A 20,422-nucleotide genomic window follows, 5' to 3' on the forward strand; every position below is an offset into this window, starting at 1 on the left:
AAGAGAAGTACCCCTCTTGCTTATTTCACTTATATTTCCCCTATGCATCTTTTATATTGAATAGAGATCTTTTATTCTATTTAAGTCAATTACATCTTTCAACCCTTTATTTAAAACAACATTAGTTCTTCCACTTACTGTAAAGCAATCATGTATTTGTATCGAGAATAACAAATATTCTAGCAGCTTTTGTTTGGTCAAATTAACTCCTGATTGACCTGCTCCTATTAGGGGTATATTAATATCTTTGCCTTGAGAATTAATATGTATAAAATCTAGTAATGATTTCAGAGTAACTTGATAATCAATATTAAAGCTTTCTGCTTTATTTGAGTCGTTAAATCTAGTAAAGGCTACTAAAAAGTAATCCTTTCCATCTTTATTCACTGATATTGTTGTTCCCAATTCATATTTTTTACAATTGCCTCTTGGTCTAGATACTATAGATTTTTCTTTATAATTTTGGAGTTCCTTGTTTATCTTTAATTCTAATTCTTCTATGTTTCCACCAAATACTTTTTTTATAAACTGTCCATGTACAGTTGAAGAAGATATTATTCTTTCATCCACCAAAGTATCAAAATATTCATTTACCGGAATAATAATAATAATACCATTTTGATTAAATAAATCATCATAGTAAATATTTAAATCAATTTTATTAGAAATCTTTAGATTAATTTTTGACAATGGCCACCCTAAAACAAAAGCAACTCCGAAATTCACCAACATAAAAAGGAGTATTAATATAATCTTAATTATTGCTGATAATTCAGTTAGAGGATTATAAATGGTCAAATAAAAACTCGCTAAAGTAGCCGAAAAGCCTAAAATGTAAATTAAATTCTTTAATACCCTCTTTAAAGTAGCCATTAAATTTTGCCAACCTCTCTTCAGAAAAAAATCGTATCATCATCGTTCATATCATCATCGTTCATATCATCTTCATTCTTAACAGCAGCTACCTCTCTTCCATATAAGCCTTCATATTTCTTTAAATACCTTGGTAATTCTTTATTATGATTTTTAAAATAATCTATTTTTTGTCTTACCACGTTTTCAAAAAAATAAATTTCACTTGGGAACTCGTAGATATGTTCTTCTTCTTCACTTAGACTGAATTCTTCATATTTCATTGAATTAACACCTTTTAGAGGTTGAGAAGCATTAAAAGTGTCAACCAAGTAATCAAAGTATTTACTATCTTTATCAATTAATTTATTAATATAGCTTATTATTTTTTCTTTATACCCTTGTTCTATACTATTTATATAAGAAACGTATCCATTGATTTTATTAACATGACTATAATCTCCTGTGCTAATAGTGAAGTGTATTAATGCTCTTAAATTCCTTTTAATCTCTTTTTTCACCTTAAGTTTTTTATCAAAATCATTAATAGTAATACCAGTAATGACTTTGTGTGAATAAGGTGATAGAAATCTAGTTTTCTTCTTATTCAAGACAAAACCTTCATCAACTATAATTTCTACAATAACATTTTTTATCTTTTTTAATGTCTCCTTATTATCCGCTGAAAAAGTTAGATCATCTGCATAACGTGTATATAATACATCCCTTGTCGAACAAAGGCCTTTAAATCTATTATCAAGTTTATAACAAACTAAGTTCGAGATATAAGGTGAACAAACACCTCCTTGAGGAAGCGCACCATTAACAGTACATAATTTTGTTAAAATATTAGATATAAAGTTGTTATATCCTAACTTCCTAAAAATATTAAAGACTTTAGAAGAAGTTATTGACGGAAAAAAATCTTTTAAATCCAATTGTAATAAATAGATACTATATTTATGAAAATCTGCGTTTTCTTTAATTCCATTCTTCCCTTTTTGAAACGCTGTAGAATGATTAGAAACAGGGATTTTTTGTAAAATCTCTTCAAGTATCCACCTTTGCACAAGTTTCATAGGATATTTAGGGCTTTGTATGATTCTTGTAGTACCGTCTTTTTTTGGAAGAGTAAAGGATGTATAAAACATCTTTGTATTAGAGGATAATTGGTAAAGTAATTTATTACTTATACCAATATGATTTGATAGAGATTCAATGTCCTTTATCAGAGGTAAATTTAATGCATTTAGTATAAAACTATTTGTTCTATTACTCATATTTAATCGCTTCTCCTACCTTAAATCATTTGGGAAAAGTATGTGAAGGACTTCACTGATGTGGAGTCATTTGCAAACTTTTCTCAAGCATCTTTTAGCTTATAACCTAAGAGGACGAACCATCCTCCAACTACTCATTCTATTGTAAAAAAGTGTGCACGCAAAATAAAACAAGTAGTAACATCTAAGAGAAGCGATTAAATATAATACTTCCCTTTAATTATACCAAATCTTATTTGGTCAATCAAAAAAGTTTTATTTTGTGTATTTAAATTTATAATTATTTTATTCACTTCTTTATAGCCTTTTGGTGTCAACATATACATTGATTGTTTGTTACTTATAGTTTTAGTTATAGTTTTGTCTTTGAAAAGAAGCTTTAATGCTGAGTTAAACGTGGTATTAAATTCAGAAATAGGGTAATTCTTTTCGTTAAATAAGAATTTTATAAAAAGTGTTACTTCCTTATAAGTCAATGATTTATAAAAAAATAAAAGTAATTTAATAAAGTAATAACTTCCAAAAATAGTTTTTATAGGTTTTTCCTGTGAAGTCGGTCGGGACTGCCTAAAATTCTTAATAAGTTTATCATTTAATTCCTCTATTTTATTTTTTTTATAATAAATTACATTTTTCTTATTTTTCTTTGAAATCATCCTAATCGGGCCTAACATTATAAAACTTCTTTCTTTTTTCTTTTTTTCTTCTACTACTGCAACTACTTTGTCAAATGTTTCTGAATTATTGACAAATGCTCCTAACTCTACTAAAGAACCAGGACTCTCGCATATAACACAAATAACTTCACAATTATTTGCAAGAAACCTTTCTAAACTTAGTAAATCATAATCTTTATTCTTATTAATTTGTTCCACAAACAAATCTTCTGGATACATAATTCTTAGGTTTTTATACACTTTTAATTTATCTCTAATCCTATCTCTTAAAAATTCTTCTGATTTTCCGGCTCCTCCACATAGAAAAACATCAACATAATATTGATTAATCTTGACAAAAACTTCATCATGTATTTTTATAAGTGTTTGCTTTGTTCGAGTATCTAAATTACTTTCATTCATTGTATATTCACTTCTACCTTTTTATTTGTTTTAATTGAATCTAAATAATGATGACTCACATATTCTTAAGCTCTAAAATAATATAGTAATGATTACATAAAAAGGGAAATTATTAAACCGTGCTTTCTTTAATGAATTTTAGACTATTAGAACTATTCGAGTCATCCAATTTTAATATCAAATAATTATTTTATTGAATAATCATAACTTCAGTTTTGTCCAAACTTATTATCATACAATTAATTTTGTGACCTTTTCAAAATTATTTAAATAAATTATCAAATAAATCATTCCACCAGTTTTCTTGAGTCATTTATTCTATATAGTGATTTGATTTTACATGTTTTCATATAATTTCTACAATAACATAAATATTACAAATTTATTTTATTTCATATCTCTTTAAACCTTTAGACAAAAAATAATATTACCGCCTCTCTATCCTAATTCTTTCTAATCATTCCCTAGATAAGGTTGGTTAATTTCCCCTATTTTAGTCTATTATGTCGTATGAACTACTGAAAACATTCCATGAGTTGATACACAGTAAAGAGACAGAGCCAAAATCCCACCACAAAAAATCCATTATATCACTAAAAAAGCACTTAGGGGCTCCGCTTGAGAGGTGTTCTAAATAGATGCCTTATCGAAAAGGCAACTAACACACCGCGTTTTCCGCTAAAGCATTTCCTAATCTCTGAATTACTTTTTCTAGTTTTAAAGGCTAACAGAAATAGGGAAAAACATAAAACAGAAACTGCATATCTTCTTTAGAAGAGGAAGTAGTGCCAACCAAGATTTAGTCTCTCAAAGTGAGTTATAAACGGCCATACAGAATTATTCGATGAAGAAGAGATACTGATTATTTGATGAGGTGATTCATCCATGAATCTTAGTTGAAAAGCGTCCGAAAAATAAAGGATGTGTTCAGCTCATTATGAATGTATAACTAATCACTTAATCTGGGAAGAAAGTTGAAAAAACTAATATCCCTAAAAGATAGTCACCTCAAGTACTTCATTCATTAGTGGCTAAAAACAGCAATACAAATGACGGTAACATCTGGATTCAATACAATTTGGTAAATCCTTTACTTCTTTCTTCTCAAATAGCATTTAATGCAAATTTTATAAAAAAGGCAGGGACCTCCAGTACAATAGTATCGTTCTATCATTCAATTTATATTTATAGGCCATAATAAAAATGAGTGTAGTCACGATAATCATGACGCCGCTGATCATTAAATAGGCTGAGTATCTGCGGGTAATAGTCATTTCTTTTTGCTCGTCTATTTCAATGGGGGTTTGAAGGATATTTGCCTGAAACTCCCTTTCTTCCATGGTTATGGTTCCATACTTGGAGACAATGATAAGTGCGCCTATGCTTAAGATTAAACCAATGATTACAGGATTGAGGTAAACCGGAAGACTTATTCCGAACATGCCGAGGCTTTCTCCGAGAATCACTCCAAAGAAGCCGAATACGATGCTCCAAAAGGCTCCTTGGTAATTGTTCTCTCCTTCATAATACCTTTTAGCTTATTCTATTATAAAAATTTTAGACTTATTTCAAAAGGTTGGTAATCATCTTTACATACATTTGCTTATACTTAATTGCCCTTTTACCTATAGAGCAATAATATGGATGTTGTATGCGTTCGGCTAATGGATATCGCAATCGGTCATTTTTTATCATTTTCTTTAAAGTTTGTTCGACTTCTTTAGTTAAAGGAACAATTACTTTTGGTTGAACAATATCCATTTCTTCTATAAATGAATCAGTAAAAGTAGTTGGTTAAGGTGAAGGTAAATCATAATAATTTAAGTTGTTACCGTCTTTAATAAAGCCAAACCATGATATATTTGTCATATAAATATTTCTATAAAATGTTTCACTTCCAATTTCATTAATGATAGACATAATAAATTGGGCACTCTGTTCTCTTCATCTTTATCTATACCAGGAAGTATATGAGAAGCCGCTCTAAAGTCAAGGAATGGTATTCCAGTCTTACCAGCCCCATTTTTCCCTGGGTTGATACCGCATAGCACAACTCTTTTAGCTTTGACTGAATAGACGGTTTGATAGTACCTGCGGACAAGTTCAAGGTTCTTAATGAATCCATCCAAGACTGTTATGTTTTCATGTTCAAGCATCTCACTGACTTCAAGATTACTTCTTATATTTTCGTAAAAGTTCAAATGTAACTGAAATATCTTATCCATCCAACCACTCCGTATTATGTTATAAGCCTTTCATTCTATAATAAGCTATATATTTCCTTTTATTTATTTAATTGGTACTTTTACGGTTTATGATTTGCTTGAACCAGTGTTTATTTATTTTCAAAGGAGAGGAAACTATGAAAGAAGAAGTATTGATGTTAAAAATACATAATGGTCTTAAGGACGGAAAGGACTATTACGAAGCCACAAGGGGAAATTGGAAAGTAAATAAAAAGAGATTTGATCATATTAAATATGTAATTGGAATTAATCGAGGCAAAGTAATTTGTGCGTTTGAGCCAATAAGGTGGAAGACTGTCGAAGTAGGGTCGAATGCTGGAAGGAAAAACTTTGAAGGAGTTGAGGCAACAACAGCATTATTATCTACTTTTCAACATAATGAAGATCTATTGATGAAAAAGTTTGGTAGGGGACAATCAGTTGCATATGCTTACATGACAGATATTTATATTCCTTATTGATTTTTAATTAGGTTTAATAAATAGGACGTTATCTATACACCTTAACAAGTAGCACTTATGATTTCATGAATTGAGACACATTTTACGTATAAAAAGAGCTTGTGCGGTTAATAAGTGGTCCCGGTATTGTAAAATGATCCCCTCCATAGTAGTCAGAAAAAAGAAATAAACACTACCTGTCTATTATGGAGGGGGGGGGCTATGGCAAATATAAAGAGAACGTTTGATAAAGTTTTAAAGAATTGGCCGTTGATTTATACCTTAAAGGAGATATGGGTTATCAATCGGTCGTGATAAAATTAGAAGAGAAACGAGGGAAAGACAGGGGTCCTGGTAAGGGCAGACCAAGAAGAATCCAAGGGTGCAATATAAATTTGTTTATATTAACTAGCTGTTCTGTAATATTCATACTCATTGAAGATTAAAAATATTATTGATATGTAATCGACCTGAAATAGGCTTATCTACACAATAAATTCCTTCGATAACAGAGACTAACTGTTAGTAGGATCTTCTGCCTTTATCCAACCACTGGCAGACCCCACTAAATCAAGTAAATGAGTTAAATCTTTATCTAGTGTGGCTGATCCTGGATTTTGTAAAAGACATGCTCCAATAGATTCCTCCGAATCTCACCACTGAATGTAAGCTGAAGTTCGATAAATATTTTCTCCCCTTTTAACAAATGATCCATAAGCCTTTGCTCCATCATGTTTAATCTCCTTTTTGATTATATTAAATTATGAAATATGGTCTAATATGTTTGAATTTATCTAACCCACCCCATCCTTATATAAGCTTCATGAGAATATCTATGAACTTCATAGTCTTGTCTATGAAAGTTCCTACTCAGCACTTTATCTATTTCCTCATGAATATTAAGACCTAATCTCTCCTCTTTCTGACGATATGAAGAATAATATGTCTTGTTTTTTGACTCTTTTTTTAAATGCCCTCTAATTGCTAACATGAGATATAGTTTTTCAAGATTAAAGTACACATATATAAATAAAAGAAGCCCAACCCCTAAATGGGATTAGGCTTCTTCAAATTACATTATGTTGATTGTTGCTGTAACTCCATAGTGGTAGTATGATCTTAATATTTTTTAAAAAAACTATCCAAGTTATACACTCCATACTATGGAGTGAACGTGGCCACACAAGAGATGCTGGTTTGTTTACAAACAATAACATAAGGATTATTCCCATGTATTTTTTTAGCTCAAGTAGCTGTACAACAATAGGTGAAAAAATTTTCAGAAAAATATCTAGAATATATAATCGCCATCTTCTTCAGCTATACTCTCTAAATATACATCGCGAGGTTTTGTATTTTCACACATTAATTCTGCTTGCTTCATGACTACTTCCAGGGCTTCTCTTGCTTGCTTTGGAGGATAATCGTATTTTTTCAATAATCGTTTGATGATGCGGCGCATTCCAGCTTGGGCGCTTTTTCTAGCACTCCAATCAATTGTAATATTATTTATGATGGCAATCGTTAATTCTTGAGCAATTTTTTTCAGTGTTTCATCGCCCATCATTTGTTTGACGATTTCATCGGCAGTTAACGCTGTATAAAAAGCAACCTCATCATCATTTAGACCGAGTGCTTTTTCTTCCGCTTTTGCCTGTTTGATTTCATGCGCCATCTTGATCAGTTCTTCTATTACTTCCGCATTCGTAATGGCTTGATTACGATATTTGTTGATATTCTTTTTCAATTTTTCAGAGAATTTCTCAGATTTTACGAGATTGCTTTTCTCCATAACTTTTAGATTACCTTCAAGCAGTTTTCTCAACATTTCTACCGCTAGGTTTTTATGTTGAAGATGACGAACTTCATCCAAGAATTCTTCAGATAAAATTGAAACATCCGGTCGCTTGATTCCTAGACTATCGAACACATCGATTACATCTTCAGAAATAATCGATCGCTCTAGCATTTGGTTGACACGAGCTTCGATTTCTTTCTTGGATTTCTTTTTCGTACCTTTTGCTCCAAGTTTAGAAAGGCTTGCTCTCACCGCTTTAAAGTAACTTACTTCCAACGCTACCTTCTTTCCTTCATCAGTAGCGGCGCAGAGTGAATGGGCCTTTGCGACCTCAATCGAAAACTGTTTGAAATCTTTTTGTTCTTTCTCATCCAGTCCTAATATAAAGTTCATTCCGCCAGTAATGGCCCGAATCCTCCCTGCTTGAGAGGTACCCATATAAGCAGAATAATCGTATGAATGGAACATCCCACGTAAAACTTCGAGCTTTTCTTGCATAACCGCAATCGCCGCACTTGTATCAATCGCCGTATTTGCCCGATCACTATCTGTATATTGTTTTAACGCCTTTTTTAAGTTTTCTAATATTCCTATATAGTCAACCACCACTCCGCCCGGTTTATCCTTAAACACCCGGTTAACACGAGCAATGGCTTGCATTAAGCTGTGGCCTTTCATCGGCTTGTCAATATACATAGTATGCATAGAAGGTACATCGAACCCTGTTAACCACATATCACGAACGATGACGATTTGCAGCTCATCACTGGTATCCTTCATTCGTCTCGCCAATGTATCACGTCGATGTTTTCCGCCAACATGTTTCTGCAGGCGCTCTTCATCACCCGCACTGCCTGTCATAACGACCTTGACAACCCCTTTTTCAAGATCATCACTATGCCATGCCGGGCGAATTTTAACGATTTCATCATATAAATCAACACATATTTTACGGCTCATACAAACGACCATCGCTTTACCAGCGATCGTTTTTGATTTTTCCTCGTAGTGTTCGACAATATCTTTGGCCAGACGCTTCACACGATTTGGCGAGCCCACGATTGCTTCCATACGAGACCATTTTGATTTATACTTTTCCCGATCATTATCTTCATGACCTTCTGTAATTTCTTCGAATTCCTCATCGAGCTTTTTCCATTCTTCTTCATCTGTATCCAATTTAATAATTCGATTCTCATAAAATATCTTAACAGTTGCTTCATCTTCAACCGCTCTTGTCATATCATATACATCAATATAGTGACCAAATACAGCCTGAGTAGATTTATCTTCAAATTCAATTGGAGTACCCGTAAAGCCAATAAAAGAAGCATTCGGTAGAGCATCACGTAAATACTTGGCATAACCATACTTCACTTCACCCGTTTTACTGTCTGTTGTCGCTTCTAGACCATACTGACTACGATGCGCCTCATCTGCCATAATGATGACATTTCGGCGATCCGTTAGCACAGGCATTTCCCCATCTTCAGGTTTGAACTTTTGGATTGTGGTAAAAATAATACCGCCAGACTCCCGATCATTCAGTAAATCATATAATCCATTTCGCTCTTTGGAGTTATCATTGGCTTGCTGTTTCTTTTGTTCGTCAGATAATTTACGAATATGTGCTTGTTTAGGTGCTTGACGTAAAATATCCTCTGATTTAGAAAAAGTGGTATATAATTGTTCATCCAGGTCATTTCTATCCGTAATGACGACAATCGTCGGGTTATTCAGTTCTTTAACTAAGGACGCTGTATAAAATACCATGGAATAACTTTTCCCCGAACCTTGCGTATGCCACACGACACCAATTTTCCGATCTCCCTGTTCAGCTGTGGCTTGTTTCGTATGATCCACCGCTTTTTTTACGGCAAAATATTGATGATAGGCCGCTAGGATTTTGATAATCGTATTATTATCGCCGAGTTTATTCCCGTTTTCATCATAAACAGCTTCTTTAGATTCCTGAAATAAAATAAAGTTCTGAATAATATCAACTAATCGTTTTTTACCGAGCATTCCTCTAATGGCGACTTCATACTGGGGAACTTCTAAGGGTTCGATATTTATACCATCGACGGTTCTCCAATTCATAAAACGCTCTTCATTCGAAGTAATTGTACCTGCCTTGGCATTGATTCCATCTGAAATAATACAAAAAGCATTGTAGTTGAAGAGAGATGGAATATTATTTTTATATGTTTGAATCTGATTATAGGCTTGTTCAATTCCTACATTTTCATCGGAAGCTGATTTCAACTCAATGACAACAAGCGGGAGACCATTAACAAAAATAAGGACATCGGGTCTTCGTTCTTCTTTTTCAACAATCGTGAATTGATTAACCACTAAAAATTCATTATTCTCAGGATTTTCAAAATCCATAATCATTGCTTTTTCCGTTTTAACTTCCCCATTCTTACGAAAACTCACATCTATTCCTTCAACCAACAGAGTATGAAAATGCTTATTATTTTCATTTAAAGAAGGACTATTAAACGTGATAATCTTACGGTACGCTTCTTCTAGTGCTTCCTCTGGCAAATGACGATTCAATCTGAATAATGCATCTTGAAGACGTTGAGTCAAAACCACTTCCCGATAATCTTTCCGCTCCGAATGTTCTCCATCATGCCCAATTTCTGGACCAAATACATATTCATAATCCATCTCTTGAAGGACTTCAATTACAGCTTCTTCTAATCGATCCTCAGTGAAGTTTTCTAGTAAACTCATAGGGTTTTTCCCTCTTTCTTCTATAGATAATTACTGTTCCTCAACTGGGACACGGATTTCACCGGACATTAGTTTTGGGAGAATAGCGTCTCTAATTTCAGCTAGTTTTTTATTTTCAATTATATTATTTTCTATAGTTTTTAACATTGATAGAATTACTTTATCAAACATCTTAACAACATTTGAACAAGGAATTACAGTTCTAGTTGAATTAAGTAATCCTTGGTTTAACAATGGTTGCGCTGACCCACCAGCTTTTTCTCTTAATGAACTTTTCAATAAAGAGTAGTATATGTAAGAATAATAATAACATTCTTTAGGTAAACAAATTATTGCATTATCTGTAGTCCATGAAGATGTTAATGTACGTTGGATGGACCCACAATAAGCCCCAACTCTACCAATGATTAAACACGGAGTTTCTGTTAAAATTTCGTTGGTATGTCCGATTATTCCATTAGCACCAAATATATTATTCCTTCCTTCTTCATTTCTTAGACTTTGCTTTATTGCTTTACCATTCTTAAAAGTCGCTATCTCACTAAAATTACTTATTTTCCATCCTCCAGGAATCATTCCAAAATCACTGTCAACCATAGCTCCATCGCTAGATTTATATGGTTTTCCTTTTTCATTTGGAAACTCAAAATCAACAAACCATTGTTTAAAAATAGCTTGAGCCATCTCTTCTAGTTTTTTGTTTACTTCACTATTTTTCTCAATTTTTTCATCTAGATTTTTTAATATTTTTGTAATTCTTTTTCTTTCATTTAGTTCAGGTATCCTAAATTCAAGTTTTTTCAAATAAGCTAAATTAATATTATCTTGTACACTGCCACTCACTGAGCGTTGAATCACTCTTCTTAAATAACAAAATACATAATGCATATAATACGCATCATGTTTATCTTCATTTGGGACAAAGCCAACTATACTGTCCGGGAAACATGCATTAATATCTAAAACAGCGGTTTCGGCAATATTTGCTGCTATTGTTATACAAAGAGTTCCCTTTTCCCAGAGCTTACTTTGAGCAAGTCCTTTATCATTATAAGTATTTGAATAATCTCTTAAGTTTAAAGTGGTTGATTTAATTTGACCTGTTTGAATAAAAGGATACTTTCCTCCAAAAAGGGTCTTATCATCCCTCGGTCTATGCTTGGACTTCCCTCTTCCAAATTTACCTATATCCTCAAGTTTTTTCAAATCCCAATCTTGGTTATATTTCGTCTCATTTGAAATCATATCCAACCCTCCATAGATTCTTCTTAATCTCATCCTCTAGGTGACGGGATTCAGCAAATAATTCTCCAAGCTCACTCGTTAATTTCTCCATCTTTTCTTCAAAGGGGATACCATCATCTTCCATTTCTTCGATACCTACATAACGACCAGGTGTTAAAACATGATCATTCTCACTTACTTCTTCTAGATTTGCAGATTTACAGAATCCTTGGACATTTTCATAATTCCCATCTTCATTTCGCCAATTATGATAGGCTTCTGCCATTATATTTATATCTTCTTCACTTAATTCACGGTGACGACGATCGACCATTGTTCCTAAATTACGGCCATCAATAAATAAAATTTCATTTTCACGATTACGGAATTTCCCGTGTTGTTTTTTATTTTTATTTAAAATCCATAGACATACTGGAATAGGAGTAGAGTAAAACAAACTACCAGGTAATGACACTATGCAATCCACCAAATCTGCTTCAATTAGATTTTTTCGAATCTCGCCTTCATTTGAACTATTAGAGCTTAATGAGCCATTTGCTAAAACGATAGCAGCAACACCATTTGGTGAAAGGTAGTGGACCATATGCTGAAGCCATGCGTAGTTGGCATTTCCTTCTGGTGGCGTTCCATATTTCCACCGGACATCATCGGTTAATCTGCTTCCACCCCAATCGCTAATATTAAATGGAGGATTCGCTAAGATGTAATCCGCTTTTAGATTGCGGTGAAGTTGTTCATGGAATGTATCGGCCTGTTGTCCGCCAAGATCAGCTTCCAAACCACGGATCGCCAAATTCATCTTGCACAGCTTCCAAGTGGTGGAATTCAGCTCTTGACCATAGATGGATAAATCGCTTAATTTACCTTGACGTTCTACCACGAATTTTTCACTTTGAACGAACATCCCGCCGCTGCCACATGCTGGGTCATAAATCCGACCTTTGTATGGTTCAATCAACTCAACTAATGTCTTAACAACACTTGTTGGGGTATAGAATTCGCCTCCGCCTTTTCCTTCTGCGCTAGCGAATTTTCCTAAGAAATATTCATAGACGCGGCCAAGTAAATCCTGCTCCCCGTTTCCGTGCAGCTTAATAGTAGAAATTAAATCAATCAGTTCTCCTAGGCGGCGCTTATCAATCTCCGGACGCGCGTAGCGTTTATCCAGCACTCCTTTTAACGACGAGTTTTCTTTTTCAATTTGAATCATGGCATCATCAATGTATTGACCTATTTTCACATCTTTCGCATGATCTTTGATAAAACCCCAACGAGATTCAGTAGGTACCCAAAAAATATTTTCTACTGAATACTCGTCAATATCCTCTTCAAACCCTTCGCCTTCTTCAACGAGCTCATTATATTTTGTTTCAAATTTGTCCGATATGTATTTTAAGAAAATCAGTCCTAAGACGACATGTTTATATTCTCCTGAATCCATACTGCCACGTAATTTATCGGCTGCTTTCCATAATGTTTCTTCAAATCCTACATTCGCTGTAGTAATGCTCATAGTTGTTTCCTCCTTGAAAAACTATCTTTCATATTAGTAATTGTGGTCATCAAAAACCTCGAATATTTCACTTTCAAATTCCTCTTGTGCTTCATCGCTGTTAATCCAATCAGGGAGCACTTCTAAATAGTGACCCAGAGCCTCGATTGTTTTTTGAAGAATCGCTTCATGCTGTGCCTTTTCGAGTAATTCTACAATTAATGTAAATGTGTCCATATATGGATTTTCATCTACGATTTCAATGGCAGCTTTAAAACGGGCAACGAGCTTTGCTTTACCAATGGACCTCTCGATTTCATTCATTTCTACTTTATCATAAATTGGAACTTCAACCAGATATTCTGATTCTTCATTAGATACAAACTGTTGCTGGTGGCTTTTCACAATGGGTTGTAAATCTTGTTTTAACTTTTCCTTTTGAATTTCCAGTTTATCAAGATCTGATAATTCCTTCTGAAAATAGCTTGAAGATATTTTAAATAATTCTTCTAATACAGGAAGATATTTTTTGGGGATATTTTGTTTCCCTTTTATCCACATATTGATATTTTGTTTTTTTATACCCAGCTTTTCCGCTAATTCTATATGTTGCATGTTATATAAATTCAGAATAAATTCGAGGCCATTCAATCAATTACTCACCCCCGGCCCATATTGTCTTAGTCAATTTAACTTCATTTTACCTTATTATGATTAACTATAACAATAAGGGCATCGATGGGAAAATTATTATATAAAACGGGCAGAGATACTTACTCTACACATTTGATGATCTTATTTTAATTTAATCTTCTCGTATTCTCCGCCAGCCCAGCCGAGTCCACTTGAAACCTCTATTGAATAGGTTGATGAATCTTTCGGTAATTCAAATACAAGTTTTCCTTTTTTTGAGATTCCTGGATTAATGTCTTGTAAAAATAAATCCATTGTTTCTTCAAGTACCATCATTACATCTGAATCATTGGAAGGTTCAAATTCTCTACCTTGGTTGTCTTTAACTTTAAACATACTGCTGTCTACCATTCTAGCCTCTTTATCATTGTTAAATGCTTCAATATCAATTACAAGAAACTGTCCATCTGTTTTTGCCGATTCAATAAATTCATTGTTAGATTTTATTTCAGTCATAGATTCCGCATTTGTAATTTTATATGCAAGCTTTCCAACTTTCACCTTGTCTCCTATTTTGTAAACCTTTGTTTCCTTCTTTGAAGAATCAGTTTTATTATCTTTTGTTTGAGTAGAATCAGCTTCTTTTACCTTAGCGTCTGATGTTTCCTCTTCTCCGCCCATAAAAGAGCCAATAACACTAAGTGCGATAATAATTCCCAAAGCCATAAATATAAATTTACCAATTTTCTTCATTTCTAAATTCCCCCTAGAGTTTTATATTGACTAATAAAATTTCTATACTTTTTCAAACACTTTATCAGTTTATTGTCTCAGTCAATAAATTTATATTACTCTTTTTTATTGTCTGGGTCAATAAAAAGATTTGAACAAAGAAAATAAGATTAAGGCCATAGTACTTGTATTTTTTTCTTCAATGACAGACACCTGTAATTTAAAGATTTTTATTGAGTGATTTAACACTATTCTGGGTGTTGCATCTGATGCTACGTTGAAAAACAAAAAGCCCAGTCAAATGACTGGGCTTAAGTAATCTATTTGGATGTAATCTTCATCCCTACTACAATATGTATGGCGTGTATTGCAATACATGGGATGTTGTTGTGCTAACCATAATTTCAAAGACCTGACTTCATAAGGATTATCGAAGATAAACAGCATAACCTAACATGCACGTAGTACTTTATATGAAAACAACCTATATTTTCGCAACTTCCTCTTTTAAAGCATAGTACCCGGGTTGTTCTTGGGGTAAAGAGAGGCGGAAGTGTTTAACCTGACTCTGTAATTTATTACACCCCTTAATCATGATATTATTTAATCATAGCAAACCTATAGGAGGATAACATGAAAAAGCAAGTTAAAGTAGTTGCAGCCATCATTGAAAATGAAAAAGATGAAATACTATGTGCGTTACGCTCTCCCGATATGAGCATCCCGAACATGTGGGAATTCCCAGGTGGAAAAGTAGAAAAGGGAGAAGATATTTTTACTGCTTTAAAAAGAGAGATTGATGAAGAATTACAATGTAAAGTTGAAACGGAAGCTTCAACATTTAATGATAATACGCATGAATATGAAACCTTCATCATTAACTTGCTATCTATAAAGTGTAAAATCATTGAAGGTAATCCCATTGCCAACGAGCATTCTAAACTCCTATGGTTAAAGCGAGAGAATTTAAGTTCTCTAAAATGGGCTCCTGCTGACATTCCAGCTGTGGAACAATTAATAAACGAAAAAAATAGTTTTCTCAAATGAGAAGGCTATACTCTTTTAGTGAACTCCGTATATAAACTAGCTGGGACTTCATTCTCTAATTCCATTGTAGTGGTAATTGGCTTTTCCCCTTCATATTCCACCGTGTTACCGTTACCTATATAAATATACGGTTCTGTTTTTCCGTCTATTTCTATATACTTTCTAATAAATAAATGTAAATGTATCCCTCTATCCTGATTGAATACAATATTCTTTCCTCTCTCAGAACTTGGGGCAGTACTATTTGGAGTCTGCCATTGAAAAATGCGTTCATTTATAAATTCATCGTGGTAATTAATGCTCTCTTTAATATCCTCTTCCTTGTGCAGATCAATAAATAAGAAATAGTCATTTCCATTTTAAAGTAGACCAGAACCCCTAAAAGCACTGTGGCTTTTGCGATAATTTGATAGTAATGCAGCATCACCCATTTGATATTGTTCATACAGCTTCAAATGTGGCACACCATAGTAGTCTTCTTTGAATTCCTTTTCATATCTAAAGATTCCATAAATAATAAGATCTTCTATATATGTTCTATATTCTTCATTCTGTAGAACCTTTTGATAAGAAACTGTCTTAGATAAATGACCATCTTCAAGAGTAAATAACTTAAAGCTCCTCTTTTTCTGACCAGGATCATAAAAATCCTGATTTAGACACTGAAAGGCATGTAATACGCTATCATCATCTACCTCTTTAACCAACTTCAATATCTCACGTTTTGCGGTTTCTAAAGAAATATCATCATGATCCAAAAGATATTTAGCAATAGCAAATTCATACACTCGCTTTAGAGGTAATTTACTCGATAATTCCCTTAATACTCCTTCAAAAGCTTCGTCTAGTAACAGCCTTTTCAAGGAGTCGTCTTTTTCTACCTTTGCTACAAATTGTAAATATGTTTTATCGCGATTAATAAACTTAATCGGATCTGGAGCTCCATCAAATTTCATAAAATCCATTAATAATAAAGGAATTTTACCTTGATTCATTTTCTTAAATTCAAAGTACTCTTCCTTCAAATACTTCAAAGAATTAAAGTTTTCCTTATCAATTTGCGCTAATATCCGTTCTTCAGAGATTTTATCCATTTGAATATGCGTACAACCTGGTATATTTGCAAACCCAGTTGCAATAGCAACCTTCAAGCTTTCTTTATCATAATATCTACTACCATTCAATGCGATGGCAATTAAGAAGGTTTTACTATGATTCCCGATAAAATCAAGTACCGTTAGGAAACTCTTGTCTTTATGCTTACGAAGTCCTCGTCCTAGCTGTTGAATAAAAACTATCGGAGAATTAGTAGGTCTTAACATTAATACGGTATTTACAGAAGGAATATCCACACCTTCATTAAAAATATCAACCGTGAAAATAAATTCTAAATCATCATGGTCATCTTCTAACTTATTTATATAATACGATCTCAGCTCGACTGAATCATTTCCAGATAAACAGATACTTTGAATACCTCTACTATTAAATTCTTGTGCCATATATTGTGCATGTTCAACGGTTACGCAAAACCCTAGACCTTTTCTTTTGTCCCCGTCATGGCCATAGAAATTCATATTCTTAATAATAAAGTCGACTCTCTCGTTAACCTTTAATCTCTTCGTTATCTCTGCTACATCGTCAATATCTACATCACTTAAATCAATTCCCTCAATATCGGTAATACCAAAATAATGAAAGGGAATAACCAGTTCATCCTCTAAAGCCTCATGTAAACGAACTTCCAATGCAACATTATTATCAAATAGGTCAAAGACATTTTGTTGATCGCTTCTCTCTGGAGTAGCTGTCATCCCTAATGTGAATTGTGGGTCGAAATATTCTAGCACTGCCTGATAACTAGGGCTTGTTGCATGGTGGGCCTCGTCAAAAATAATATAATCAAATTCGTCTCGTTTAAATTCCTCGTAGCATTTAGACACAGTTTGTATGGTAGAAAAAATATAATCGGCATTTTTTTGCTTTTGATTCCCAGTCAGTAATCCAAATGTCAGTTTTTCATTAGGAAGGAGCTTTTCAAAGGTCTCTTTTGCTTTTTTTAATATTTCTTCTCTATGTACAATGAACAGTAACCTTTTTGGCTTTAATCCCTTTACGTCAAAAGCAGACATATACCTTTTACCCGTACCTGTTGCTGCTATAACTAAGGTCTTCTTTTCCCCAAACGATCTAATTCTTTCAAGGTTTTCAACCGCACGTTTTTGCATGTTATTAGGAATGATATATTCAGAGCTTTCATAAATAAATTGCTGCGTGTTCGTATAGCTCTTTAATTTACTCAAAAACTCTTCATACTTACTAATAAAATTGTCATCCGCAACGACGCTACTATTCCATAATCCATCATATTCCTTTAAAACATCTTTCAGAAATTGAGCATCCTCTTTAGCAATAATCTCAACATTCCACTCAATATTACTCTTAAGGGCACTTTGAGTAATATTAGAAGAACCAATAATCACCTTATAACTATCCTTAAATTCAAAAATATACGCTTTCGTATGAAAACCAATCGCCTTATCTGTTTCAAAAATCTTCAAATGGATATTACTAAACTCATTTATTTTCTTTAAAGCCTTCGCTTCAGTAAAATTCAGATAAGTAGAAGTAATAATCTTCCCCTTTACTCCCCCTTTCTCCGCGTTCTTGAAAGTATCCAACAACAGCTGAAGACCACTATAATTAATAAAAGCTACACTGAAATAAAACTTTTCACACTAATTTATCGAAGAGATTAATTCATTTAATAAATTACCATTGTCTGAATTGACAATTAGCTTTTTCTCGATGATCATGATTTGCTCCTGACTGTTTTTACATATAAGAGAATGTTTCAGATATAAAAAGATACATTGTATAACTTGTTGAATACTAATGTTTAGATAATGGTAGCATAGAATTCCCCATATAAAAATAGCTAACCAGGAGGGTCAGCTTCATAATCAATTTATTCGAAATCATAACTTGCTCATTTAATGGTAGAGTCTTTTATCTGTAGCTCTACATTCCACTTTATAAATTTGACTTTCCCCTTAGGAATAGGATAAAGATGGTCATACATAGATTCTGTAATTCCTAATAATTCAGTTCTAGTATTAATAATGTCTAATAAATTCGAGAAAAAATAACTTGCAGCTAAATCCTTAATAGCATAACAACTAAATTTCTCTTCATCATCCCACTTTTTTAAAAATGCTCCATCATTAGAGACAATATGATTGATGCCATTTTTTTTTGATAAAGCATCTAATAAAGACCCTTTAAATTCACCATTTCGTGGTTTTTTTAATATTTTTGATGAATGATTTTGATTATTGTAAGCTTCACCAAAAATAAATAACCCATTAAAAATTAAATTCTCTTTGATGAGCTCTCCTGCCTTACTGCCTTTATAAATCGCTTCTGCAATTTTATTTCTATCAGGATTTGATTTTACTTCAATTATTCCCAAAACACTTTTAGGTTGGACAATTATAAAATCATTTTCTTTATAATATAAAGGCAATAATGGATTATAAATAATTATATCAATTTGAGTAGATATATTATCTCCCTCTTTTATGAATCCTGTTCCTACCTCAATATTATTAGGGAGAAATCTTTTTAAGAAATTCATTAAAATTACTTCCTTATGTCTGCCATCTTCGCCCCAATGAGTTGAACCTATTAAGTATCTTATTCTATTTTTAGTAGCATTAAATTCAAGAGCAATAGATCTTTGATACTCTAGAGAATTGGGACCCACTATGCATTCCTCACCTTCATCTTTTCTACCAGTCATTTTGTCTAATTTTTTTATCGATTAATATAGCACATAAAATAAAGTAGGAAGGTGCTCTTTGATTTTGTTTGGAGTAGTATTTTAAAAAATGTAATAAACCTTCCTTAATAGTACCATTTGATATTATTTTTTTGGCTCTATTTGAATCCTAAATATTCCAATTACTATAGGTATAACCGAAAAGGAATTCATAGCAGCTTAGAATAAAAACTCTACTTCATTGAAGATCAAAATAGAAATACGGCTTAAGATTTAACTTTTTTGTTTCTTAAGGATTGACTCAAAACCATTTGTTTTTAACTACGTAACTTTTACTTAATAAAGTTTTGAATAGCCCCTAATAAATTTAAACCGAAACTAGCTAACGGTTCATATTTCATAAACAGTTTATATATCATACTCAATTCTTCTTTTTCAATAATTTGGTTACTTTTAACCTTTTCTAAAAAAAGTTCTATTGCTTCTGTATCTTCAATATTAACAATATGATCTTCTGATAGATAGTTTTCAATCTCAATTATCTCATTGTTAATCACATTGGTGCTGTAATCTAGACTGATGCGTCCATTACCATATTGGTTAATAATCACGTTATTGTAATTAACGGTTGATTGAGCTAATAATGGTTTTCCATAATATCTAATTTCTTTTTCAAAAAATACATCATTCGATGAATTGTATGTAAAACCCCCATGTGTAATTTGGTAATTAAAGCCTTCAACTTCAACTATGCTAGACTGATTATAAATCTTTTTTAGCTGTTCTTTTTTATTTAATTCCCATATGTAATATTGAAATACAAAAAAAACCTTGTCATTTCCATCAGGATACACAAAAAAAGGAAACTCTTCATAATTTTTTTTGGCATCTCTAAGACATAGAGCTACTAATAATATAAGTATCAATATACCTATAAGTATTATTTCCATATTTCCTCCTCAGCTTTCCTCATTATACTTATAATAAGGTTCACCCTAACCTTTAAAAGGCTAAATTAGATATAAATAAAAAGAAGAAGGAAAGCTTCTTTCTTC

15 protein-coding genes and 1 pseudogene are annotated in these 20,422 nt (G+C 32.7%); 2 read left to right on the forward strand and 14 right to left on the reverse strand.

Annotation, left to right across the window (positions count from 1 at the left end; genetic code table 11):
• Positions 1-51 precede the first annotated feature (51 nt).
• From NST21_RS22550 to NST21_RS22570, 5 genes are all read right to left on the reverse strand, one after another.
• Positions 52-873, reverse strand: a complete 822-nt coding sequence (locus tag NST21_RS22550) for a macro domain-containing protein (RefSeq protein WP_340891382.1) — start codon at positions 871-873, stop codon at positions 52-54.
• 20 nt (positions 874-893) lie between these two features.
• Positions 894-2,132, reverse strand: coding sequence for a retron St85 family RNA-directed DNA polymerase (locus NST21_RS22555; RefSeq protein ID WP_340891384.1), 1,239 nt, complete (start codon positions 2,130-2,132; stop codon positions 894-896).
• A gap of 197 nt (positions 2,133-2,329) precedes the next feature.
• Positions 2,330-3,211 carry a retron St85 family effector protein gene (locus NST21_RS22560; protein ID WP_340891386.1) on the reverse strand — a complete coding sequence of 294 codons (882 nt, stop codon included), beginning with the start codon at positions 3,209-3,211 and terminating at the stop codon, positions 2,330-2,332.
• 1,127 nt (positions 3,212-4,338) lie between these two features.
• Positions 4,339-4,653: a hypothetical protein gene (locus NST21_RS22565; RefSeq protein ID WP_340891387.1), complete on the reverse strand. Its 315-nt coding sequence runs from the start codon at positions 4,651-4,653 to the stop codon at positions 4,339-4,341.
• A gap of 423 nt (positions 4,654-5,076) precedes the next feature.
• Positions 5,077-5,436 (reverse strand): hypothetical protein, encoded by a 360-nt coding sequence (locus NST21_RS22570; protein ID WP_340891389.1) that lies wholly within the window; start codon positions 5,434-5,436, stop codon positions 5,077-5,079.
• Between the two features lie 137 nt (positions 5,437-5,573).
• Between NST21_RS22570 and NST21_RS22575 the strand changes: the two genes are divergently transcribed.
• On the forward strand, positions 5,574-5,918 hold the full coding sequence (locus tag NST21_RS22575) for a hypothetical protein (RefSeq protein WP_340891390.1): 345 nt from the start codon (positions 5,574-5,576) through the stop codon (positions 5,916-5,918).
• 574 nt (positions 5,919-6,492) lie between these two features.
• On the opposite strand, the gene NST21_RS22580 is transcribed toward NST21_RS22575, so the two are convergent.
• The 6 genes from NST21_RS22580 to NST21_RS22605 form a co-directional block, all read right to left on the reverse strand.
• Positions 6,493-6,630 (reverse strand): hypothetical protein, encoded by a 138-nt coding sequence (locus NST21_RS22580; protein ID WP_340891391.1) that lies wholly within the window; start codon positions 6,628-6,630, stop codon positions 6,493-6,495.
• Positions 6,631-7,188: 558 nt separating this feature from the next.
• Entirely contained in the window at positions 7,189-10,437 is a 3,249-nt protein-coding gene (locus tag NST21_RS22585) for a type I restriction endonuclease subunit R (RefSeq protein ID WP_340891392.1), read from the reverse strand.
• A 30-nt stretch (positions 10,438-10,467) separates the two neighbouring features.
• The gene (locus NST21_RS22590) at positions 10,468-11,682 is read right to left on the reverse strand and encodes a restriction endonuclease subunit S (protein WP_340891394.1); all 1,215 of its coding nucleotides are present in this window, start codon (positions 11,680-11,682) and stop codon (positions 10,468-10,470) included.
• Positions 11,669-13,195: a type I restriction-modification system subunit M gene (locus NST21_RS22595; protein ID WP_340891395.1), complete on the reverse strand. Its 1,527-nt coding sequence runs from the start codon at positions 13,193-13,195 to the stop codon at positions 11,669-11,671. Before NST21_RS22595 ends, NST21_RS22590 begins: the two co-directional genes overlap by 14 nt.
• A gap of 33 nt (positions 13,196-13,228) precedes the next feature.
• Positions 13,229-13,825, reverse strand: a complete 597-nt coding sequence (locus NST21_RS22600; protein WP_340891396.1) for a YdaS family helix-turn-helix protein — start codon at positions 13,823-13,825, stop codon at positions 13,229-13,231.
• A gap of 144 nt (positions 13,826-13,969) precedes the next feature.
• Positions 13,970-14,560 (reverse strand): DUF4352 domain-containing protein, encoded by a 591-nt coding sequence (locus tag NST21_RS22605; RefSeq protein ID WP_340891397.1) that lies wholly within the window; start codon positions 14,558-14,560, stop codon positions 13,970-13,972.
• A gap of 612 nt (positions 14,561-15,172) precedes the next feature.
• On the opposite strand from NST21_RS22605, the gene NST21_RS22610 reads away from it, so the two are divergent.
• On the forward strand, positions 15,173-15,586 hold the full coding sequence (locus tag NST21_RS22610) for a (deoxy)nucleoside triphosphate pyrophosphohydrolase (protein WP_340891400.1): 414 nt from the start codon (positions 15,173-15,175) through the stop codon (positions 15,584-15,586).
• A gap of 5 nt (positions 15,587-15,591) precedes the next feature.
• Here the strand turns inward: NST21_RS22610 and NST21_RS22615 are convergent.
• The 3 genes and pseudogenes from NST21_RS22615 to NST21_RS22625 all read right to left on the reverse strand — a co-directional run bounded on the left by NST21_RS22615 (position 15,592) and on the right by NST21_RS22625 (position 20,317).
• A pseudogene (locus NST21_RS22615) lies at positions 15,592-18,270 on the reverse strand (DUF3427 domain-containing protein).
• Between the two features lie 305 nt (positions 18,271-18,575).
• Positions 18,576-19,388: a DUF6602 domain-containing protein gene (locus NST21_RS22620; protein ID WP_340891402.1), complete on the reverse strand. Its 813-nt coding sequence runs from the start codon at positions 19,386-19,388 to the stop codon at positions 18,576-18,578.
• Positions 19,389-19,699: 311 nt separating this feature from the next.
• Entirely contained in the window at positions 19,700-20,317 is a 618-nt protein-coding gene (locus tag NST21_RS22625; RefSeq protein WP_340891403.1) for a hypothetical protein, read from the reverse strand.
• Positions 20,318-20,422 lie beyond the last annotated feature (105 nt).

Source organism: Peribacillus sp. FSL K6-1552 (assembly GCF_038005205.1).
Classification (GTDB): Bacteria; Bacillota; Bacilli; order Bacillales; family DSM-1321; genus Peribacillus; species Peribacillus butanolivorans.

Excerpts from the sequence above, each read along its gene's own strand:
- NST21_RS22590 (WP_340891394.1), bottom strand. The coding sequence starts at position 11,682 with ATGATTTCAAATGAGACGAAATATAACCAAGATTGGGATTTGAAAAAA.
- NST21_RS22570 (WP_340891389.1), bottom strand. The coding sequence starts at position 5,436 with ATGGATAAGATATTTCAGTTACATTTGAACTTTTACGAAAATATAAGA.
- NST21_RS22565 (WP_340891387.1), bottom strand. The coding sequence starts at position 4,653 with ATGTTCGGAATAAGTCTTCCGGTTTACCTCAATCCTGTAATCATTGGT.
- NST21_RS22620 (WP_340891402.1), bottom strand. The coding sequence starts at position 19,388 with ATGACTGGTAGAAAAGATGAAGGTGAGGAATGCATAGTGGGTCCCAAT.
- NST21_RS22610 (WP_340891400.1), top strand. The coding sequence starts at position 15,173 with ATGAAAAAGCAAGTTAAAGTAGTTGCAGCCATCATTGAAAATGAAAAA.
- NST21_RS22585 (WP_340891392.1), bottom strand. The coding sequence starts at position 10,437 with ATGAGTTTACTAGAAAACTTCACTGAGGATCGATTAGAAGAAGCTGTA.
- NST21_RS22595 (WP_340891395.1), bottom strand. The coding sequence starts at position 13,195 with ATGAGCATTACTACAGCGAATGTAGGATTTGAAGAAACATTATGGAAA.
- NST21_RS22625 (WP_340891403.1), bottom strand. The coding sequence starts at position 20,317 with ATGGAAATAATACTTATAGGTATATTGATACTTATATTATTAGTAGCT.
- NST21_RS22555 (WP_340891384.1), bottom strand. The coding sequence starts at position 2,132 with ATGAGTAATAGAACAAATAGTTTTATACTAAATGCATTAAATTTACCT.
- NST21_RS22580 (WP_340891391.1), bottom strand. The coding sequence starts at position 6,630 with ATGATGGAGCAAAGGCTTATGGATCATTTGTTAAAAGGGGAGAAAATA.
- NST21_RS22575 (WP_340891390.1), top strand. The coding sequence starts at position 5,574 with ATGAAAGAAGAAGTATTGATGTTAAAAATACATAATGGTCTTAAGGAC.
- NST21_RS22605 (WP_340891397.1), bottom strand. The coding sequence starts at position 14,560 with ATGAAGAAAATTGGTAAATTTATATTTATGGCTTTGGGAATTATTATC.
- NST21_RS22560 (WP_340891386.1), bottom strand. The coding sequence starts at position 3,211 with ATGAATGAAAGTAATTTAGATACTCGAACAAAGCAAACACTTATAAAA.
- NST21_RS22550 (WP_340891382.1), bottom strand. The coding sequence starts at position 873 with ATGGCTACTTTAAAGAGGGTATTAAAGAATTTAATTTACATTTTAGGC.